A 16667-nucleotide genomic window follows, 5' to 3' on the forward strand; every position below is an offset into this window, starting at 1 on the left:
CATGGTTCTGGAATATACGACTACCGCAGCGCAGAGTGATTGCAGTCACATTGTCCGCATCCTGTCCGCAGGCCGGTCCGTGTGAACCAGGCAAGTCTCAATGAGGAGGAACGATGGGTAACGATGCCCACACTCCGGACGCAGCGGCGTCCGTGGACTTCGAACAGGTCCAGTCGACAGCGCGGTTCCAGGAACTGCGCAAACGTCACCGTAGCTTTGTGTTCCCCATGGCCGTGGTATTCCTGCTGTGGTACTTCGCGTATGTCCTGCTGGCTGACTACGCCGTCGAGTTTATGTCCACCAAAGTGTGGGGCAACATCAACGTCGGCCTGATCCTGGGCCTGCTGCAGTTCGTCTCCACGTTCGCCATCACCGGCTGGTATGTCAGCTACTCCAACCGGAAGCTGGACCCCATGGCGGCGGAGATCCGCAACGAAATCGAAGGCCATGAGTTTGATAGGGACGGCAACATCCTGAGTGGAGTGACCAAATGATCGGGATTGCCACGGCTGTAGACGTCGCCGACCTGAAAGAAACCACGCTGCTCAACATGGGCATCTTTGGCCTGTTCGTTGCTGTGACCATGGTCATTGTGCTGCGGGCCAGCCGCAACAACAAAACCGCCGCTGACTACTACGCGGCCGGCCGTTCCTTTACCGGCTCGCAGAACGGCACGGCCATCGCCGGCGACTACCTCTCCGCGGCCTCGTTCCTGGGCATCACCGGTGCCATTGCCATCAATGGCTATGACGGCTTTATGTACTCCATCGGCTTCCTCGTGGCCTGGCTTGTCGCCCTGCTGCTCGTCGCCGAACTGCTCCGCAACACCGGCAAGTTCACCATGGCCGATGTCCTCTCCTTCCGGCTCAAGCAGGGCCCCGTCCGCATCGCTGCGGCCATTTCCACGCTGGCTGTCTGCTTCTTCTACCTCCTGGCGCAGATGGCCGGAGCCGGCAGCCTCATTTCACTGCTGCTGGGCATCAGCGACTGGGGCGGACAGGCACTGGTGATCATCGTCGTCGGCGTCCTGATGATCACGTACGTCCTGATCGGCGGCATGAAGGGCACCACCTGGGTCCAGATCATCAAGGCAATTCTGCTGATCGCCGGCGCGGCCGTGATGACTTTCTGGGTCCTGGCAATCTACGGCTTCAACCTCTCCAGCCTGCTCGGTGCAGCCGTGGAGACTTCCAACAACCCGGCGGTTCTGAACCCAGGCCTGCAGTACGGCAAGACCGAGACCTCCAAGCTGGACTTTATGTCCCTGGGCCTCGCCCTGGTCCTGGGAACGGCTGCCCTGCCCCACGTCCTGATGCGCTTCTACACCGTGCCCACCGCCAAGGAAGCCCGCAAGTCTGTGGTGTGGTCCATCTGGCTGATCGGCCTCTTCTACCTGTTCACCCTGGTCCTCGGCTACGGTGCGGCGGCCCTCGTCGGTGCGGAAACCATCAAGGGCGCACCGGGCGGCGTCAACTCCGCAGCTCCGCTGCTCGCCTTCCACCTCGGTGGCCCGCTGCTGCTGGGCTTCATTTCCGCCGTGGCCTTCGCCACCATCCTGGCAGTGGTGGCCGGCCTGACCATCACCGCCGCGGCGTCCTTCGCCCACGACATCTACGCCAGCGTCATCTCCAAGGGCAAGGCCGACGCCGACACGGAGGTCAAGGTGGCGCGGCGCACCGTGGTGGTCATCGGCGTGATGGCCATCTTGGGCGGCATCTTCGCCAACGGCCAGAACGTGGCCTTCCTGGTGGCTCTGGCCTTCGCCGTCGCGGCGTCGGCCAACCTGCCTACCATCGTTTACTCGCTGTTCTGGCGGCGGTTCACCACCCAGGGCGCGGTCTGGAGCATGTACGGCGGACTGGGTTCGGCCATCATCCTGATTATCTTCTCGCCGGTGGTATCGGGCGGGGCGACCTCCATGATCAAGGACGCCAACTTCGCCTTCTTCCCGTTGAGCAACCCCGGCATTGTGTCCATCCCGCTGGCGTTCCTGCTCGGCTGGCTCGGAACGGTGTTGGACAAGAAGCGCGAGGACACCGCCAAGCAGGCCGAGATGGAAGTACGCTCCCTGACCGGTGTGGGTGCGGAGAAAGCCGTGGACCACTGATAGATGACTGAGTCAGAGAGCCCCTGTGCCGCATGGCATAGGGGCTCTCTGACGTTCCAGCTGCAGGCGACGCTCAGCCGTTGGCGACGCTGAGCCGGCGGCGACGTTCAAAAGGCGGTGGCGTCAGCGCTGATGGTGGCCCGCCGGCATGGCCGGACCGCCGTGCTGACCATGCGGCACCGCAAACTGGCCCGCTGTGGAAGCGGCGAGTCCCGGCGTCGCGATTCCGGCCACCAGCACGGCACCGGCGAAAGCGGTGAGCAGCGAGGATCAGGGCCGCTCCCCAGCCGCCGGAGACGACCGCCAGGGCTGGCTGCCAGACGGAGCCGGACACTCCCGGCTCCGCGAGGAGGCTTGAGGAAACGGCGAGGTTCACTGAGCCGGCTATGTCCCGGCCAGACTGCGGGATCCCGGATGGGATCCTCGTAGAAGCAATTCGGACCATGTCCCCGTGCGAATGGGGTGCGGGCTTGGGTGGTGTGGCGCTAGGCCTGGGGCTTGAGCTTGATGTTGATCATTTTCAGCTCGTCGGTGCCTTCGAAGCGGTAGACGAGGTCGATCTTCTTGTCGCCGTCGCAGGTGATGAGGCCGGCGACGTCGGCCGCCTTGGTGCCGTTCTCGGTGCTGGCCTTGACCTCGTTGTAGGCAGTCTTGCAGGTGCTGTCCATCTCCAGGGTCTTGATGCCGGCGATGAAGTCCTCCTTGGTCAGCTGCTCATGGAGGGCGGGGTCAAGATAGTCGTCGTAGGCCTTGGAACTGTCGCCGGCAATCACCAGCTTGGTGAAGCTGTCAGCCAGGCCCCGGGCATGGTTGGTGGCTCCGTTGACAATGGTGACCAGGATGAGGACACCGACGACCGCCAGCAGCAGGACACCGCCCACAACGCCGAGGATGGTCCACAGCTTCCGGCGGCTTTGCGCCGGGGGCTCTTGTCCGGGCAGGCCAAATGGCCCCTCGGACGAGTATTGCCCGGGTGCACCGTACTGTGGCGGGTTGCCGGGCAGCGGTGGCGCGGCATGCTCCCCGGGGTTCCTGGGCTGCCCCGTTGGTTGCGCGGGCTGCCCCGTTGGTTGCGCGGGCCAGGCCGCCGGCTGGACCGGCTGGTACGGTCCCTGAGGATTGCTCACGATGGAGCCTTTCCGGCAACGCACTGGCACTGCCTTATTGTTGGGACCCGCTGAACGGCACCCGTGGATTCACCTTGGAACAGCCTATAACCCAGCCCGCCGGGGCTGGGTATCGGGGCGGTAATAAGGGCTGCTGGCCCTAAGCGTCTCCGGATCCCCGCTCGAGCAGCGGCTGGATGCGGAACGGGATGAGTTCGCTCATGGCCAGTGCGGTGTCCGTCCTGTCCACTCCATCGCACGCCAGGATTTTCCCGTTGATCCGGAAGAGGTCCTCGGCGTCCAGGGCCACTACCCGGAGCAGGAGGTCAGCAGAGCCGGTGAGGCCGTAGCCTTCCAGGATTTCCGGAATGCCGGCGAGGTCATGGGCCAGCTGTCCCAGTTTCTGCTGCTGGACGTGGACGGAAATGAATGCCATGAGCGGATAGCCCAGGGATGCCGGGTTGATACGCCGTTCGAAGGACAGGAAGACGTGCTTCTTCTCCAGCTGGGCCATGCGCGCCTGGACGGTGTTCCGGGAGAGCCCCAGCTTCTGGGCCAACGCCACCACGGTCCGCCGGGGGTCGCGGGCAAGGGCCGAGAGTAGCCGTGTGTCTGTGCCATCCAAAGCTTGCATAATGCGCAACGTTAGCACGGTGAAGGCGGTGCAAACAGGGCATTATGCGCAGTATCCGCCGCGGCGGTTGTACCCATTGAGCATTGTGAGTAGGGTCACAATTATCCGGGGCAACGGCGCCCGGGCGGCCGGCGGCGGGCGGGACCACAAGTCCCCAGGCTCCGGTCAAACGACGTGAGAAGGTTGCGTGCCATCGTGTCTACAGCAAGGAACCTGATCCAGCTGGTTACCCCGGCAGGGGAGCGGATCAGCCACCCGGAGTTCGATCCCTGGGTGAAGGACATCGGGGATGAGCAGTTGTGTTCCCTCTACGAGGACCTGACGGTCATCCGGCGGATCGATGTTGAGGCCACCGCCCTCCAGCGTCAGGGCGAGCTCGGCCTTTGGCCCCCGTTGCTGGGGCAGGAGGCGGCGCAGGTCGGTTCCGGCAGGGCCCTGCGCGAGGACGACTTTGTCTTCTCCAGCTACCGGGAAAACGGTGTGGCGTACTGCCGCGGCGTGGACCTGACGGACATCACGCGGGTGTGGCGTGGCACGGCCTCCTCCGGCTGGGATCCGTACACCGTGAATATGGCCACCCCGCAGATCATCATCGGCGCGCAGACCCTGCATGCCACGGGCTACGCCATGGGCATCCAGAACGACGGCGCGGACTCGGTGGCGGTGACATACTTCGGCGACGGTGCCACCAGCGAAGGCGACGTCAATGAGGCCATGGTCTTTGCCGCCAGCTTCCAGGCGCCCGTGGTCTTCTTCTGCTCGAACAACCACTGGGCAATTTCGGAGCCCGTGCGGTTGCAGTCCCACATCCAGATCGCGGACCGGGCCACCGGATTCGGCATTCCGAGCCTCCGGGTGGACGGCAATGATGTGCTGGCCGTGATGGCGGCCACGCGCGTGGCATTGGACCGTGCCCGGCACGGCGGCGGACCCACCTTCATCGAAGCGGTCACCTACCGCATGGGACCGCACACCACCGCCGACGATCCCACCCGCTACCGTGACGCCAATGAACTGGAGGACTGGGCTGCGAAGGACCCCATCCTGCGGGTCAAGGCACTGCTGGAACGCAAAGGACTCCTCACGGATCAGGTCCAACAGCACGTTCACGACAAGTCAGAGTCAGTCGCCCGCGAACTCCGTTCGGGCTGCATCGGCATGCCGGATCCGGAGCCGATGGACATCTTCAAGCACGTGTACAGCGAGCCCAACTCGTGGCTGGACCGGCAGCAGGACCACTACGCCCGTTACCTGGCCTCCTTCGGCGATCCCGCGGGAGCCACCTCAGAAGAAGGTGCACGCTGATGACCCAGATGACCTTTGCCCGCGCCATCAATTCCGGCCTGCGCAAATCCCTCGAAAACGATCCAAAAGTCATCCTCATGGGCGAGGACATCGGTACCCTCGGCGGTGTTTTCCGGGTGACCGACGGCCTCCAGAAGGATTTCGGCACCCACCGTGTGGTGGACACCCCGCTGGCCGAGTCGGCCATCATGGGCACCGCCGTCGGCCTCGCCTACCGCGGTTACCGCCCGGTGGTGGAGATCCAGTTCGACGGCTTTATCTACCCTGCCTTCGACCAGATCGTGAGCCAGGTGGCAAAGCTGCACTACCGCACCCAGGGGGCCGTGAAGATGCCCATCACCATCCGCGTCCCGTTCGGAGGCGGCATCGGCTCACCCGAGCACCACTCGGAGTCGCCCGAGGCGTACTTCACGCATACCTCGGGGCTTCGCGTGGTCAGCGTCTCCAACCCGCAGGATGCCCACACCGTGATCCAGCAGGCCATCCTGTCCGATGACCCGGTACTGTACTTCGAACCCAAGCGCCGCTACCACGACAAGGGTGAAGTGGATGAGGGCATCGATCCGCGCACCGCGCTGCCCATGGACTCCGCCCGCGTTGTCACCGAGGGCACGGACGTGACGCTTGTGGCCTACGGGCCGTTGGTGAAGACGGCCAAGGACGCAGCAACCGCGGCCGCCGACGAAGGCATCTCCATCGAGGTCATTGACCTGCGCTCGCTGGCACCCGTGGACTACGCCACCGTTGAAGCATCTGTCCGGAAAACAGGCAGGCTGGTGGTCACCCATGAAGCCGGCCAGTCCGGTGGCCTGGGCGCCGAAGTTGCGGCCAGCATTACCGAGCGGTGCTTCTACCACCTCGAAACCGCCCCCGTCCGTATCACCGGGTTCGATATTCCCTACCCGTACTCCAAGCTCGAAATGCACCATCTGCCCGGCCTGGACCGGATCCTCGACGGCGTGGACCGCGCCCTCGGACGCCCGAACTCCCTCAGCGGGTTGGAAGGATGAGCGCCACCATGATCAAGGAATTCAGGCTCCCGGACCTCGGCGAAGGCCTCACGGAATCAGAAATCCTCAGCTGGAAAGTGGCAGTGGGGGACACGGTGACGCTGAACCAGGTCATCGCCGAGGTGGAAACCGCAAAGGCCGTAGTGGAGCTGCCGTCACCGTTCGCGGGCGTGATCACTGCGCTCCATGAAGAGCCGGGAACAATCGTGGAGGTGGGCAAGCCGATCGTCTCCTTCGAAGTAGCGGACGACGGCGGCGCCTCACCTGCAGGGGCTGCGCCCGCCGGGGCGGCCACTGCTGCAGCGGGGACCGCGAAACGCGAGCCGAACCTGGTTGGGTACGGCGCCGTCGTCGAAAGCTCAGGCCGTCCCGCCCGCCGGGCCCGCACGTTCGCCACCCCGGCGGTTGAGCCTGTTCGCGGCCCCGTGGTTGAGCCTGTCAGGAGCGAAACCGAGCCTGTCGACACCGACACCGCGGAGCGTCCCCGCTCCACCCCGCCGGTCCGGAAGCTGGCCAAGGACCTCGGCGTCGAGCTGGCCGCGGTCGCGGGCACCGGAGCCGGCGGCCTGATCACGCGGGAGGATGTCCAGAATTTTGTTGGCGGCGGCGAATTGTCCGCACCGGTACGCCATCTTTCCGCCGTATCCGGTTCGGATTCCCCCACTGGACTGGCGCCACAGGGTGGGCGGGAAGTCCGGACTCCCATCAAGGGTGTCCGCAAGTTCACGGCCGCCGCGATGGTGGCAAGTGCGTTCACGGCTCCCCACGCGACGGAATTCCTCACGGTGGATGTCACGCCCACCATGGACCTGCTGGCCAAGCTGAAGACGAGCCGGGCGTTTTCCGGCTACAAGCTCACGCCGCTGACGATGGTGGCGAAGGCTGTGCTGATCGCGCTGCGGCGGAACCCGTCGCTGAACTCGCGGTGGGAGGAAGCCAGCCAGGAGATCGTGCAGTTCAACTACGTGAACCTGGGCATCGCCGCCGCAACTCCGCGCGGGCTCACCGTACCGAACATCAAGGACGCGGATACCCTGTCGCTGCTGGAACTCTCCGCAGCCCTGACCGGGCTGACCGAGACGGCACGGGCCGGCAAGACCGCGCCGGCAGACCTGTCCGGCGGTACCATCTCCATCACGAATATCGGGGTCTTCGGCATCGATGCGGGTACTCCCATCCTGAACCCCGGCGAGGCTGCCATCCTGGCCATGGGGGCAGTGCGGAAAATGCCGTGGGAATTCCAGGATGAGGTGGCCCTGCGCCAGGTCATGACGCTGAGCCTGTCCTTTGACCATCGCCTGGTGGACGGGGAGCAGGGTTCGAGGTTCCTCGCCGACGTTGGCGCCATCCTGGCCGAACCCGGCATGGTGCTCACGATGGTCTAACCCACGAGTTTTTGTCCAGATAATCCGGGTTTCGGGCGGTTGAACCCGCTTTATCTGGACAAAAACTCCAGGGCTGTCCCGGTCAGGGGGCTTGGGGAACGTTCACCGTGAGTGCAGCCAGCGCCATGCTTTCGAGAAGCGGCCGGGCCGTTTTGGGCGCGATTTTCCGTCCGTGGTTCCGCACCGAGTGTGGTGTGGAGTTGATCAGGCCGAACGTAGCGTGCGCCCGCATCCGCAGTTCGACGGCGTCGGTGCCCGGATGCAGCAGCGCCAGGACCTCCACCCAAATCTCCACGTAGTTCCGCTGCAGTGCCCGTACCTCGGACTGGTCCTTCTGGCTGAGGTTGCTGAAATCCCGGTCCTGCACCCGGATCACGTCGGGCTTGCCAAGGGCAAACTCCACTTGGAACCCCACCAGCCTGCGGAGCGCTGCGAGCGGGTCCGTAGTCTCGGCAACGACGCGCCGGCCGCCGTCGAGCAGCTCGCGGCTGACGGTAAGCAGCAGGTCTCCCAACACCGCCTGCTTGCCCTGGAAGTGGCGATAGACGGCCGGGCCGCTGACACCCGCTGCTGCGCCCAGGTCTTCCAGCGATACCCGGTTGAATCCGTGCAGGGCGAAGAGCCCCGCGGCGGCGGCAAGCAGCGCCTGGCGGCGGTTCTCCTTCGCCTGGCTGCGGGGAGTTCCGGGAGTTGCGGGGGCTGCCGCGGCCGCGGGTGTTCCTGGGGCTGCCGGCGTCGCCGAAGCGGCCTGCGCTGCCGAAACGGGTCGTATTGCCGCGTTCGGATGCTCAGACTGGGCCGGTGCGGACGGCTTGACCGGTCGGGTGGTGGGCACGCTTTTCCTCCTAGGAACAGCCGATTCTAGCAATGTCCTGTTGTGTTGGACATCACAGTTAATAAAGACTAACCTGAATTCCAGTTATAAAGCATTAACCGAGCTGGCTTTTACGGCTCTCGCCGGAGCCTTGGTGGCTTTCAATAGATGACGAACGGATGCAGTCGATGGAGACTCTCGCCAGCCGGCTTGATGCCGCAAGTGAAGCGTTTGCTGCAAACAACGCTGCCCAGCTCGCGCTGGCCGCCGAGCTCCGGACCAGGCTGGCTGAGGCCGCGTTGGGCGGGCCGGAGAAGTCGAGGGAGCGCCATGTGGGGCGCGGGAAGCTGCTGCCCCGGGAGCGCATTGACCGGCTGCTGGATGATGGCAGCCCGTTCCTGGAGATCGCGCCGCTGGCAGCCAACGGCATGTACAACAACGACTCGCCGGGAGCCGGGGTTATTGCCGGCGTCGGCCTGGTCCACGGCCGCCAGGTGCTGGTGATCTCCAACGATGCCACCGTCAAGGGCGGCACCTACTACCCGATGACCGTGAAGAAGCACCTCCGCGCCCAGGAGATAGCGCTGGAGAACCGGCTGCCGTGCATCTATCTGGTGGATTCGGGCGGGGCGTTCCTCCCGAAGCAGGACGAAGTTTTTCCCGACAAGGAGCATTTCGGCCGGATCTTCTTCAACCAGGCGAAGATGTCTGCCGCGAAGATCCCGCAGATCGCCTCGGTGATGGGCTCCTGCACGGCAGGCGGCGCTTACGTTCCGGCGATGAGCGATGAGACGGTGATCGTGCGGAACCAGGGCACTATCTTCCTGGGCGGTCCGCCGCTGGTGAAGGCTGCCATCGGGGAGATCGTCACGGCGGAGGAACTGGGCGGCGGTGACGTGCACTCGAAGATCTCCGGTGTCACCGACCACCTGGCGGAGAACGATGAGCATGCCCTGCAGATCGTCCGGGACATCGTCTCCACGCTGCCGAGGCCGGCTGCCCCTGCCTGGGATGTGGACACCGTCGTCGAGCCCCTCGCGGATCCGGCGGAGTTGTACGGCGCCGTCCCGACGGACGTCAACGCGCAGTACGACGTCCACGAGGTCATTGCCCGGCTGGTGGACGGCAGCAGGTTCCACGAGTTCAAGAAGGAGTACGGCACCACCCTGGTCACGGGTTTTGCCAGACTGCACGGGCACCCGGTGGGGATCGTGGCCAACAACGGCGTGCTCTTCAGCGAGTCCTCGCTCAAGGGCGCGCACTTCATCGAACTCTGCGACCAGCGCGGCATTCCGCTTATTTTCCTGCAGAACATTTCCGGGTTCATGGTGGGCAGGGATTCCGAGCAGGGTGGCATTGCCAAGAACGGCGCCAAGATGGTCACCGCCGTCGCCACCGCCCGGGTGCCGAAGCTGACCGTCGTCATCGGCGGGTCCTTCGGCGCCGGCAACTACTCCATGTGCGGGCGGGCGTACTCGCCGCGCTTCCTGTGGATGTGGCCGGCAAGCCGCATCTCGGTGATGGGAGGGAACCAAGCATCCGGCGTTCTTGCAACCGTCAAGCGTGACCAGTACGAGGCCCGTGGCGAGGAATGGTCCGCAGAGGATGAGGAAGCCTTCAAGGCCCCGATCAAACAGCAGTACGAGGACCAGGGCAGCCCGTACTATTCCACCGCCCGCCTCTGGGACGACGGCGTGATCGACCCCGCGGATACCCGCACCGTCCTGGGGCTGGCGCTCGACGTCGTCTCCCGCACCCCCCTGCCGGAGACCTCCTTCGGCCTTTTCCGGATGTGAGCCAGCCATGACCGTTTCCATGCCCGCCGTTCCTTCCGCAATCCGGCAGAAGCCGCTGTTCAGCACCGTGCTGGTCGCCAACCGCGGGGAGATCGCCTGCCGCGTCATCCGCACACTGCGTGCCCTGGGCATCCGCTCCGTAGCCGTCTATTCCGACGCCGACGCCGGGGCCCGCCACGTTCGCGAAGCTGACACCGCCGTGCGGATCGGCCCTGCCGCTGCTGCAGAGAGCTACCTCAAGATTGCGGCGATCCTTCAGGCTTGCCGCGAGACGGGCGCCGAGGCCGTGCACCCCGGCTACGGCTTCCTCAGCGAGAACGTCGATTTTGCCCGCGCCCTCGAAGCCGCCGGCATCACCTTCATCGGCCCCGGCGTTGAGTCCCTGAACGTCATGGGCGACAAGATCCGCTCCAAGAACCACGTGGCCGGCTACGGAGTCCCCGTAGTGCCGGGCATCGCCGAACCGGGCATGACTGACGCGCAACTCATGGAGGCCGCGCCCGCCGTCGGGTTCCCGCTCCTGATCAAGCCGTCAGCGGGCGGCGGCGGCAAGGGCATGCACATCGTAGAGCGCCACGAGGACCTCGAAGCCACGCTGGCCACCGCCCGCCGCGTCGCCGCGAGCGCCTTCGGCGACGACACCCTTTTCCTTGAACGGCTGGTCCGCACGCCGCGGCACATCGAGGTCCAGGTCCTGGCGGACAACCACGGCAACGTGATCCATCTTGGGGAGCGGGAATGCTCGCTGCAGCGCCGCCACCAAAAGGTGATTGAGGAAGCGCCGTCGCCGCTGCTGGAGTCATTGCACGACGGCGGGGCCACCCGGGCCCGGATCGGCGAGGCCGCCTGCCAGGCGGCCCGCAGCGTCCACTACAGCGGCGCGGGAACTGTGGAGTTCCTGGTCTCCGACGAGGCCCCTGACGAGTTCTTCTTTATGGAGATGAATACCCGTCTCCAGGTGGAGCACCCGGTGACCGAAATGGTCACCGGCGTTGACCTGGTCGAATGGCAGGTCCGCATCGCCGCCGGTGAGGAACTGACCGTCCGCCAGGCCGACGTCGAACTCAACGGGCACGCCGCCGAAGCCCGCGTCTACGCGGAAATCCCGGAGCGGAACTTCATGCCGTCCACCGGGACCGTGCTCCTGCTGGACGAAATGCCCCATCACGGAGCCGGCATGATCCGCGTGGATTCTGCCCTGCTCGAGGGGCTCGAGATCTCCTCCAGCTACGATCCGATGATCTCCAAGGTCATCGCGTGGGGCCCGGATCGCACCGTTGCCCTGGATACCTTGGACGCGGCACTCGCCGGCTACACAGCTCTTGGCATCGACACGAATGTTGAGTACCTGAGGCTGCTGATCAACGACGCCGACGTCCGCGCCGGGCATCTGGACACCGGCCTGATCGAGCGCAAGATGCCAGACTTCGCCTTCCGGCTGATTGACGACGCCGAACTGGTCGCGGCCGCCCTGTACGCCGTTGTGAACGGGGAACCGGGCAGCGCGGTGACACCCTCCGGTCCGTGGCAGGCCGGCAACGGCTGGCGGATCGGCGCGCCGGCACCCCGGCGGATCAGCCTGGGAATGCCCGACGGCGGCATCGCAACGGTGAGTGTGACGGGCCGCGTGGCGGCCGGCCCGGTCCAGGTCTGCGTCGGTGAAGGGCCCTGGCGGACGGCCTCGCTGCGACTGCCGGGCGGCGGGAGCATGGTCCTGACCCTCGACGGCGAAACCACGGAGTATTCCCTGGCCCCGGTGACGTGGGGTTCCGGCAGCCCGGATCCGGACAACCTGCCCGCAGGAGTTCCCACGGAACTGTTCCTCGGCAACGGAGGCTGGTCCTGCCGGCTGGAGGCGCTGACACGGGAGTCTCGGCTACTCCGGGTGCTCGCCGCCGTCGAGCGCGAGGAAGGCACCGCGGACCCGGAGGTGCGTTCGCCCATGCCCGGCACGGTGGTATCCGTTGCGGTCAGCAACGGCGACACCGTGGAAGCCGGCCAGGTCCTACTCTCCGTGGAAGCCATGAAGATGGAACACCAGCTCGTGGCCGAGGTGGCCGGCACGGTCCACATCAGCATCAAGGCCGGTCAGCCGGTCAAAGCGGACCAGGTGCTGGCCACCATCCACCCTTCAACCACCGATCCAGACTCAGATCAGGATTCCACCACGGAGTCGAACAAGGATTCCGACAAGGAGTCCGACAACACAGGCAAGGGAGCCTAGCCATGGCAGATTTTGAGCTCAGTGAGGAATACCAGGACCTCAGCGACACCGTCCGGGATTTCGCGGACAACGTGGTGGCGCCGGTCTCGGCCAAGCACGATGAGGAGCACAGCTTCCCGTACGAGGTGGTGTCCCAGATGGCGGACATGGGCCTGTTCGGGCTGCCGTTCCCGGAAGAGCACGGCGGGATGGGAGGGGACTACTTCGCTTTGGCACTCGCCCTCGAACAGCTGGGCCGGGTGGACCAGTCCGTGGCCATCACGCTGGAAGCAGGCGTCTCCCTCGGCGCAATGCCGGTGTACCGGTTCGGCACCGAGGCCCAGAAAGAGGAGTGGCTCCCGCTGCTGGCCTCGGGCAAGGCGCTCGCCGGCTTCGGACTCACGGAGCCGGAAGCAGGCTCTGACGCCGGCGGGACCAAAACCCACGCCCATCGTGAGAACGGCGACTGGGTGATCAACGGCAACAAGGAATTCATCACCAACTCCGGGACTGACATCACGCGTCTGGTCACGGTCACCGCGGTGACGGGTCAGAAGGAACGCAAGGATGGCAGCCTCAAGAAGCAGATTTCCACCATCCTGGTGCCCACTGACACTCCGGGTTTCAGGGCGGAGAAGGCCTACAACAAAGTGGGCTGGAACGCCTCGGACACGCACCCGCTGACGCTCAAGGACGTCCGGGTGCCGGAAGCGAACCTGCTCGGTGCGGAGGGGCGGGGTTACGCGAATTTCCTTTCCATCCTGGACGAGGGCCGGATCGCCATCGCGGCTTTGGCGACGGGGGCGGCGCAGGGCTGTGTTGACCTGTCGGTGAAGTACGCCAAGGAACGCAGCGCGTTCGGCCATCACATCGGCAAGTACCAGGCCATCTCGTTCAAGATCGCCCGCATGCAGGCCCGGGCCCATACGGCCCGCCTGGCGTACTACGACGCCGCATCGAGAATGCTGGCCGGGAAGCGGTTCAAGACGCAGGCGGCCATCGCTAAGATGGTCGCAGGCGAGGCGGCCATGGACAACGCGCGGGATGCCACCCAGGTATTCGGCGGCTATGGCTTCATCAACGAATTCACCGTGGCACGCCACTACCGCGACTCCAAGATCCTTGAAGTGGGGGAGGGCACCACGGAGGTCCAGCTGATGCTCATCGCCCGCGAACTCGGACTGTAACCAGCCCGCTGGTCGGGAATGCCACGCGGTGGTCGAGCCTGTTACCCGGTGGTCGAGCTGTAAAACGGTGGTCGAGCCTGTCGAGACCCTTGAAAGGACCAACGATGATCAACAAGGTTGTTGCCAGCGCCGAGGAAGCCACTGCGGACATTCCCGACGGCGCGTCGCTCGCGGTGGGAGGGTTCGGCCTCTGCGGAATCCCGGTGGCCTTGATCGATGCCCTGCACCGGCACGGCACCAAGGACCTCGAGACAGTGAGCAACAACTGCGGCGTGGACGACTGGGGGCTGGGCGTCCTGCTCCGTGACGGCAAGATCCGGCGGACTGTCAGTTCCTACGTCGGCGAGAACAAGGAGTTCGCGCGCCAGTACCTGTCCGGTGAGCTTGAGGTGGTCCTCACCCCGCAGGGGACGCTGGCGGAAAAGCTCCGGGCCGGCGGCGCCGGGATCCCCGCTTTCTACACCAAGGCGGGGGTCGGCACGCAGGTGTCCGACGGCGGCCTGCCGCAGAAGTACGACGCCGACGGCGGCATCGCCATCGCCTCTGCCGCCAAGGAAGTCCGGACGTTCAATGAAGTGGACTATGTCCTCGAGGAATCCCTGACACCCGACTTCGGACTGGTCCACGCCTGGAAGGGCGACCGCCACGGCAACCTGGTTTTCCACGCCACCGCCATGAACTTCAACCCGCTCTGCGCCATGGCGGGAAAAATCACCATCGCCGAGGTGGAGGAGCTGGTGGAACCGGGGGAGCTGGACCCCGAACACGTCCACACTCCCGGCATCTTTGTCCAGCGTGTGGTGGTTGTGCCCGCCGGCGAGAAGCGGATCGAGAAGCGGACCGTCGCCCTTGCCCGGGCCGCCGGAACCGAAAGCGCCACCGAACAGGCAGGAGCGTAGCCATGGAGTCCAACAGCACGCAGGGAGCGCCTCCCCGCCCCGAAGCCGTACGGCCCGAATACCGGCGTGCCACCGTCGGCCATCCGGAAGGCACCAATCCGGAGGCCAAAGGGTGGACGCGCAACGAACTGGCCGCCCGGGTGGCCCGGGAGCTCAGCAACGGACAGTATGTCAACCTCGGCATCGGCATGCCCACGCTCATTCCCAACTACATCCCGGCAGGCGTCGAGGTGGTGCTCCACTCGGAGAACGGGATCCTGGGCGTGGGACCATACCCCAGCGAGGATGCGGTGGATCCGGACCTCATCAACGCCGGCAAGGAAACCGTCACCGTTAACAAGGGGGCCGCGTTCTTCGACTCCGCCTCGTCGTTCGGCATGATCCGCGGCGGGCATGTGGACGTGGCCGTGCTCGGCGCCATGGAAGTGGCGCAGAACGGGGACCTGGCCAACTGGATGATCCCGGGCAAGATGGTCAAAGGCATGGGCGGGGCCATGGACCTGGTCTTCGGCGCCAAGAAGGTGATCGTGATGATGGAACACGTGGACCGCAACGGCAACCCCAAAATCGTGGAGCACTGCTCGCTGCCGCTGACCGGCAAGGCCTGCGTGGACCGGATCATCACCGACCTCGCCGTGATCGACGTCGTCACCGAAGGCGGGCGGTCCCGGTTGGTTCTGCGCGAACTGGCCCCCAACGTCTCCGTGGAGGACGTGGCCGCGGCCACCGGCGCCGAGCTGTTCGAAGAGGACCAGGAGCTCACCGTATGAGCGGGGCTTCGGCGGGCTCAACCCCTGACGGTCCGGGCGCAGCCGCCGAGGGCCCCCGCATCATCGAGCAGCGCGGCCTGTACTTTGACGAACTCGAAGAAGGCGTTGTCTACGCGCACCGGCCCGGCCGCACCGTGACCGAGGCGGACAACGTCCTGTTCACAACGCTCACCATGAACACCCAGGCTCTGCACCTCGATGCCGCCTGGAGCGCAGGGCAGCCGTTTGGCCAGCGCCTGGTCAACTCCATGTTCACGCTGTCCACCCTGGTGGGGCAGTCAGTATCGCAGCTCACCCAGGGCACGATCATCGCCCAGCTGGGCCTGACGGACGTCTCTTTCCCGCACCCGCTGTTCCACGGGGACACGCTCTACACCGAGACGGTGATCACCGGCAAACGGCTCTCGGGATCGCGACCCGGCCAGGGGATTGTGACTATGCACCACACCGGGCGGAACCAGGACAACACAGTGGTGGCGCTGGCCACACGGAGCTGCCTGATGTGGATCCGGGACGCCCATGTGGCGCAGTCTTCTGGACAACACGTGCAGCCTGCGGGAGCTGAAAAGGGGAGCGTGCCGGGCCCCGAAAAGAGGACAATGTCCGTATGACATTTGTGATGGGTCCCGCCCTGCTCTTCTGCCCTGCCGACCGCCCGGAGCGCTTCCCCAAGGCCGCCCAACGCGCCGACGCTGTCATCGTGGACCTCGAGGACGCGGTGGCACCCGCGGACAAGCAGCGGGCGCGCGGCGCCATCCTGGCCCAGCTGGGCGCTGCCGGGGAGGGGCCCGAACTTGACCCCAGCCGCACCATCATCAGGATCAATCCGGCGGGCACCGACGAGTTCGAGAAGGACCTGCACTGCCTGGCCCACACCCCGTACCGCACGGTGATGCTGGCCAAGGCTGAGAGTGCGGCCCAGCTCGAAGCCCTGGCGGACTACCACGTCATCGCCCTGTGCGAGACCGCCGTCGGGGTCCTGAACGCGCCCGCCATCGCGGCGGCCCCCAACGTGGTGGCACTGATGTGGGGCGCCGAGGACCTCCTGGCTTCCCTCAGCGGTACGTCCAGCAGAGCGGACGACGGCGGCTACCGCGCCGTGGCGTTGCATGCCCGGTCCGCGGTGCTGCTCGCCGCCCGGGCTTTCGGGAAAGAAGCCGTGGATGCCGTGTACGTCAACATCCCGGACCTTGACGGGCTGGCTCTGGAGGCCGCTGATGCCGCAGCGTCAGGATTCGGCTCCAAAGCCTGCATCCATCCCACGCAGGCGGCCGTTGTCCGGGGCGCCTACGCCCCGTCCGAGGCCGACGTCGCCGCCGCCACAGAACTGCTGCAGGTCGCCGCTGTTGCCGGATCCGGCGTGTTCCAGCATGGCGGCAAAATGATCGACGGCCCCATCCTCAAGCACGCCGAAGCCACCATCCGCCGGGCAGGCATCCGCTCCTAGGGCC

At 65.7% G+C, this 16667-nt stretch carries 15 protein-coding genes; 12 read left to right on the forward strand and 3 right to left on the reverse strand.

Features of this window, described 5'->3' with window-relative positions; translation table 11 throughout:
• Positions 1–113 precede the first annotated feature (113 nt).
• The gene (locus NIBR502772_RS09305; RefSeq protein ID WP_141139976.1) at positions 114–494 is read left to right on the forward strand and encodes a DUF485 domain-containing protein; all 381 of its coding nucleotides are present in this window, start codon (positions 114–116) and stop codon (positions 492–494) included.
• On the forward strand, positions 491–2107 hold the full coding sequence (locus NIBR502772_RS09310) for a cation acetate symporter (protein ID WP_141139977.1): 1617 nt from the start codon (positions 491–493) through the stop codon (positions 2105–2107). The genes NIBR502772_RS09305 and NIBR502772_RS09310 overlap by 4 nt, the downstream gene beginning before the upstream one ends.
• Before the next feature lie 485 nt (positions 2108–2592).
• Here NIBR502772_RS09310 and NIBR502772_RS09315 read toward each other — a convergent pair whose 3' ends face one another.
• Both NIBR502772_RS09315 and NIBR502772_RS09320 read right to left on the reverse strand, forming a co-directional pair.
• The gene (locus NIBR502772_RS09315; RefSeq protein WP_246848747.1) at positions 2593–3234 is read right to left on the reverse strand and encodes a hypothetical protein; all 642 of its coding nucleotides are present in this window, start codon (positions 3232–3234) and stop codon (positions 2593–2595) included.
• 139 nt (positions 3235–3373) lie between these two features.
• Positions 3374–3847: an Lrp/AsnC family transcriptional regulator gene (locus NIBR502772_RS09320; protein WP_058929526.1), complete on the reverse strand. Its 474-nt coding sequence runs from the start codon at positions 3845–3847 to the stop codon at positions 3374–3376.
• A gap of 195 nt (positions 3848–4042) precedes the next feature.
• Here NIBR502772_RS09320 and pdhA point away from each other — a divergent pair, with 195 nt between their 5' ends.
• The 3 genes from pdhA to NIBR502772_RS09335 are packed head-to-tail and all read left to right on the forward strand — an operon-like array spanning position 4043 to position 7547.
• A complete protein-coding gene (gene pdhA, locus NIBR502772_RS09325; RefSeq protein ID WP_210412417.1) occupies positions 4043–5152 on the forward strand; it encodes a pyruvate dehydrogenase (acetyl-transferring) E1 component subunit alpha in 1110 nt (369 codons plus the stop codon).
• Positions 5152–6162 carry an alpha-ketoacid dehydrogenase subunit beta gene (locus NIBR502772_RS09330; RefSeq protein WP_058929524.1) on the forward strand — a complete coding sequence of 337 codons (1011 nt, stop codon included), beginning with the start codon at positions 5152–5154 and terminating at the stop codon, positions 6160–6162. The genes pdhA and NIBR502772_RS09330 overlap by 1 nt, the downstream gene beginning before the upstream one ends.
• Positions 6159–7547, forward strand: coding sequence for a dihydrolipoamide acetyltransferase family protein (locus NIBR502772_RS09335; protein ID WP_141139979.1), 1389 nt, complete (start codon positions 6159–6161; stop codon positions 7545–7547). Before NIBR502772_RS09330 ends, NIBR502772_RS09335 begins: the two co-directional genes overlap by 4 nt.
• Before the next feature lie 82 nt (positions 7548–7629).
• Here NIBR502772_RS09335 and NIBR502772_RS09340 read toward each other — a convergent pair whose 3' ends face one another.
• Entirely contained in the window at positions 7630–8382 is a 753-nt protein-coding gene (locus NIBR502772_RS09340; RefSeq protein ID WP_371706829.1) for a TetR/AcrR family transcriptional regulator, read from the reverse strand.
• A 167-nt stretch (positions 8383–8549) separates the two neighbouring features.
• On the opposite strand from NIBR502772_RS09340, the gene NIBR502772_RS09345 reads away from it, so the two are divergent.
• The 7 genes from NIBR502772_RS09345 to NIBR502772_RS09375 all read left to right on the forward strand — a co-directional run bounded on the left by NIBR502772_RS09345 (position 8550) and on the right by NIBR502772_RS09375 (position 16663).
• A complete protein-coding gene (locus NIBR502772_RS09345; RefSeq protein ID WP_141139980.1) occupies positions 8550–10157 on the forward strand; it encodes a carboxyl transferase domain-containing protein in 1608 nt (535 codons plus the stop codon).
• Positions 10158–10164: 7 nt separating this feature from the next.
• Positions 10165–12381: a biotin carboxylase N-terminal domain-containing protein gene (locus NIBR502772_RS09350; RefSeq protein ID WP_141139981.1), complete on the forward strand. Its 2217-nt coding sequence runs from the start codon at positions 10165–10167 to the stop codon at positions 12379–12381.
• Between the two features lie 2 nt (positions 12382–12383).
• Entirely contained in the window at positions 12384–13547 is a 1164-nt protein-coding gene (locus NIBR502772_RS09355) for an acyl-CoA dehydrogenase family protein (protein ID WP_141139982.1), read from the forward strand.
• Positions 13548–13651: 104 nt separating this feature from the next.
• Positions 13652–14446, forward strand: coding sequence for a CoA transferase subunit A (locus NIBR502772_RS09360; RefSeq protein ID WP_141139983.1), 795 nt, complete (start codon positions 13652–13654; stop codon positions 14444–14446).
• A 2-nt stretch (positions 14447–14448) separates the two neighbouring features.
• Positions 14449–15216 (forward strand): CoA transferase subunit B, encoded by a 768-nt coding sequence (locus NIBR502772_RS09365; RefSeq protein WP_056348326.1) that lies wholly within the window; start codon positions 14449–14451, stop codon positions 15214–15216.
• Positions 15213–15827, forward strand: coding sequence for a MaoC family dehydratase (locus NIBR502772_RS09370; protein WP_246848748.1), 615 nt, complete (start codon positions 15213–15215; stop codon positions 15825–15827). The genes NIBR502772_RS09365 and NIBR502772_RS09370 overlap by 4 nt, the downstream gene beginning before the upstream one ends.
• The gene (locus tag NIBR502772_RS09375; RefSeq protein ID WP_141139984.1) at positions 15824–16663 is read left to right on the forward strand and encodes a CoA ester lyase; all 840 of its coding nucleotides are present in this window, start codon (positions 15824–15826) and stop codon (positions 16661–16663) included. Before NIBR502772_RS09370 ends, NIBR502772_RS09375 begins: the two co-directional genes overlap by 4 nt.
• Positions 16664–16667: the final 4 nt, after the last annotated feature.

It is taken from the genome of Pseudarthrobacter sp. NIBRBAC000502772 (assembly GCF_006517235.1).
Classification (GTDB): domain Bacteria; phylum Actinomycetota; class Actinomycetes; order Actinomycetales; family Micrococcaceae; genus Arthrobacter.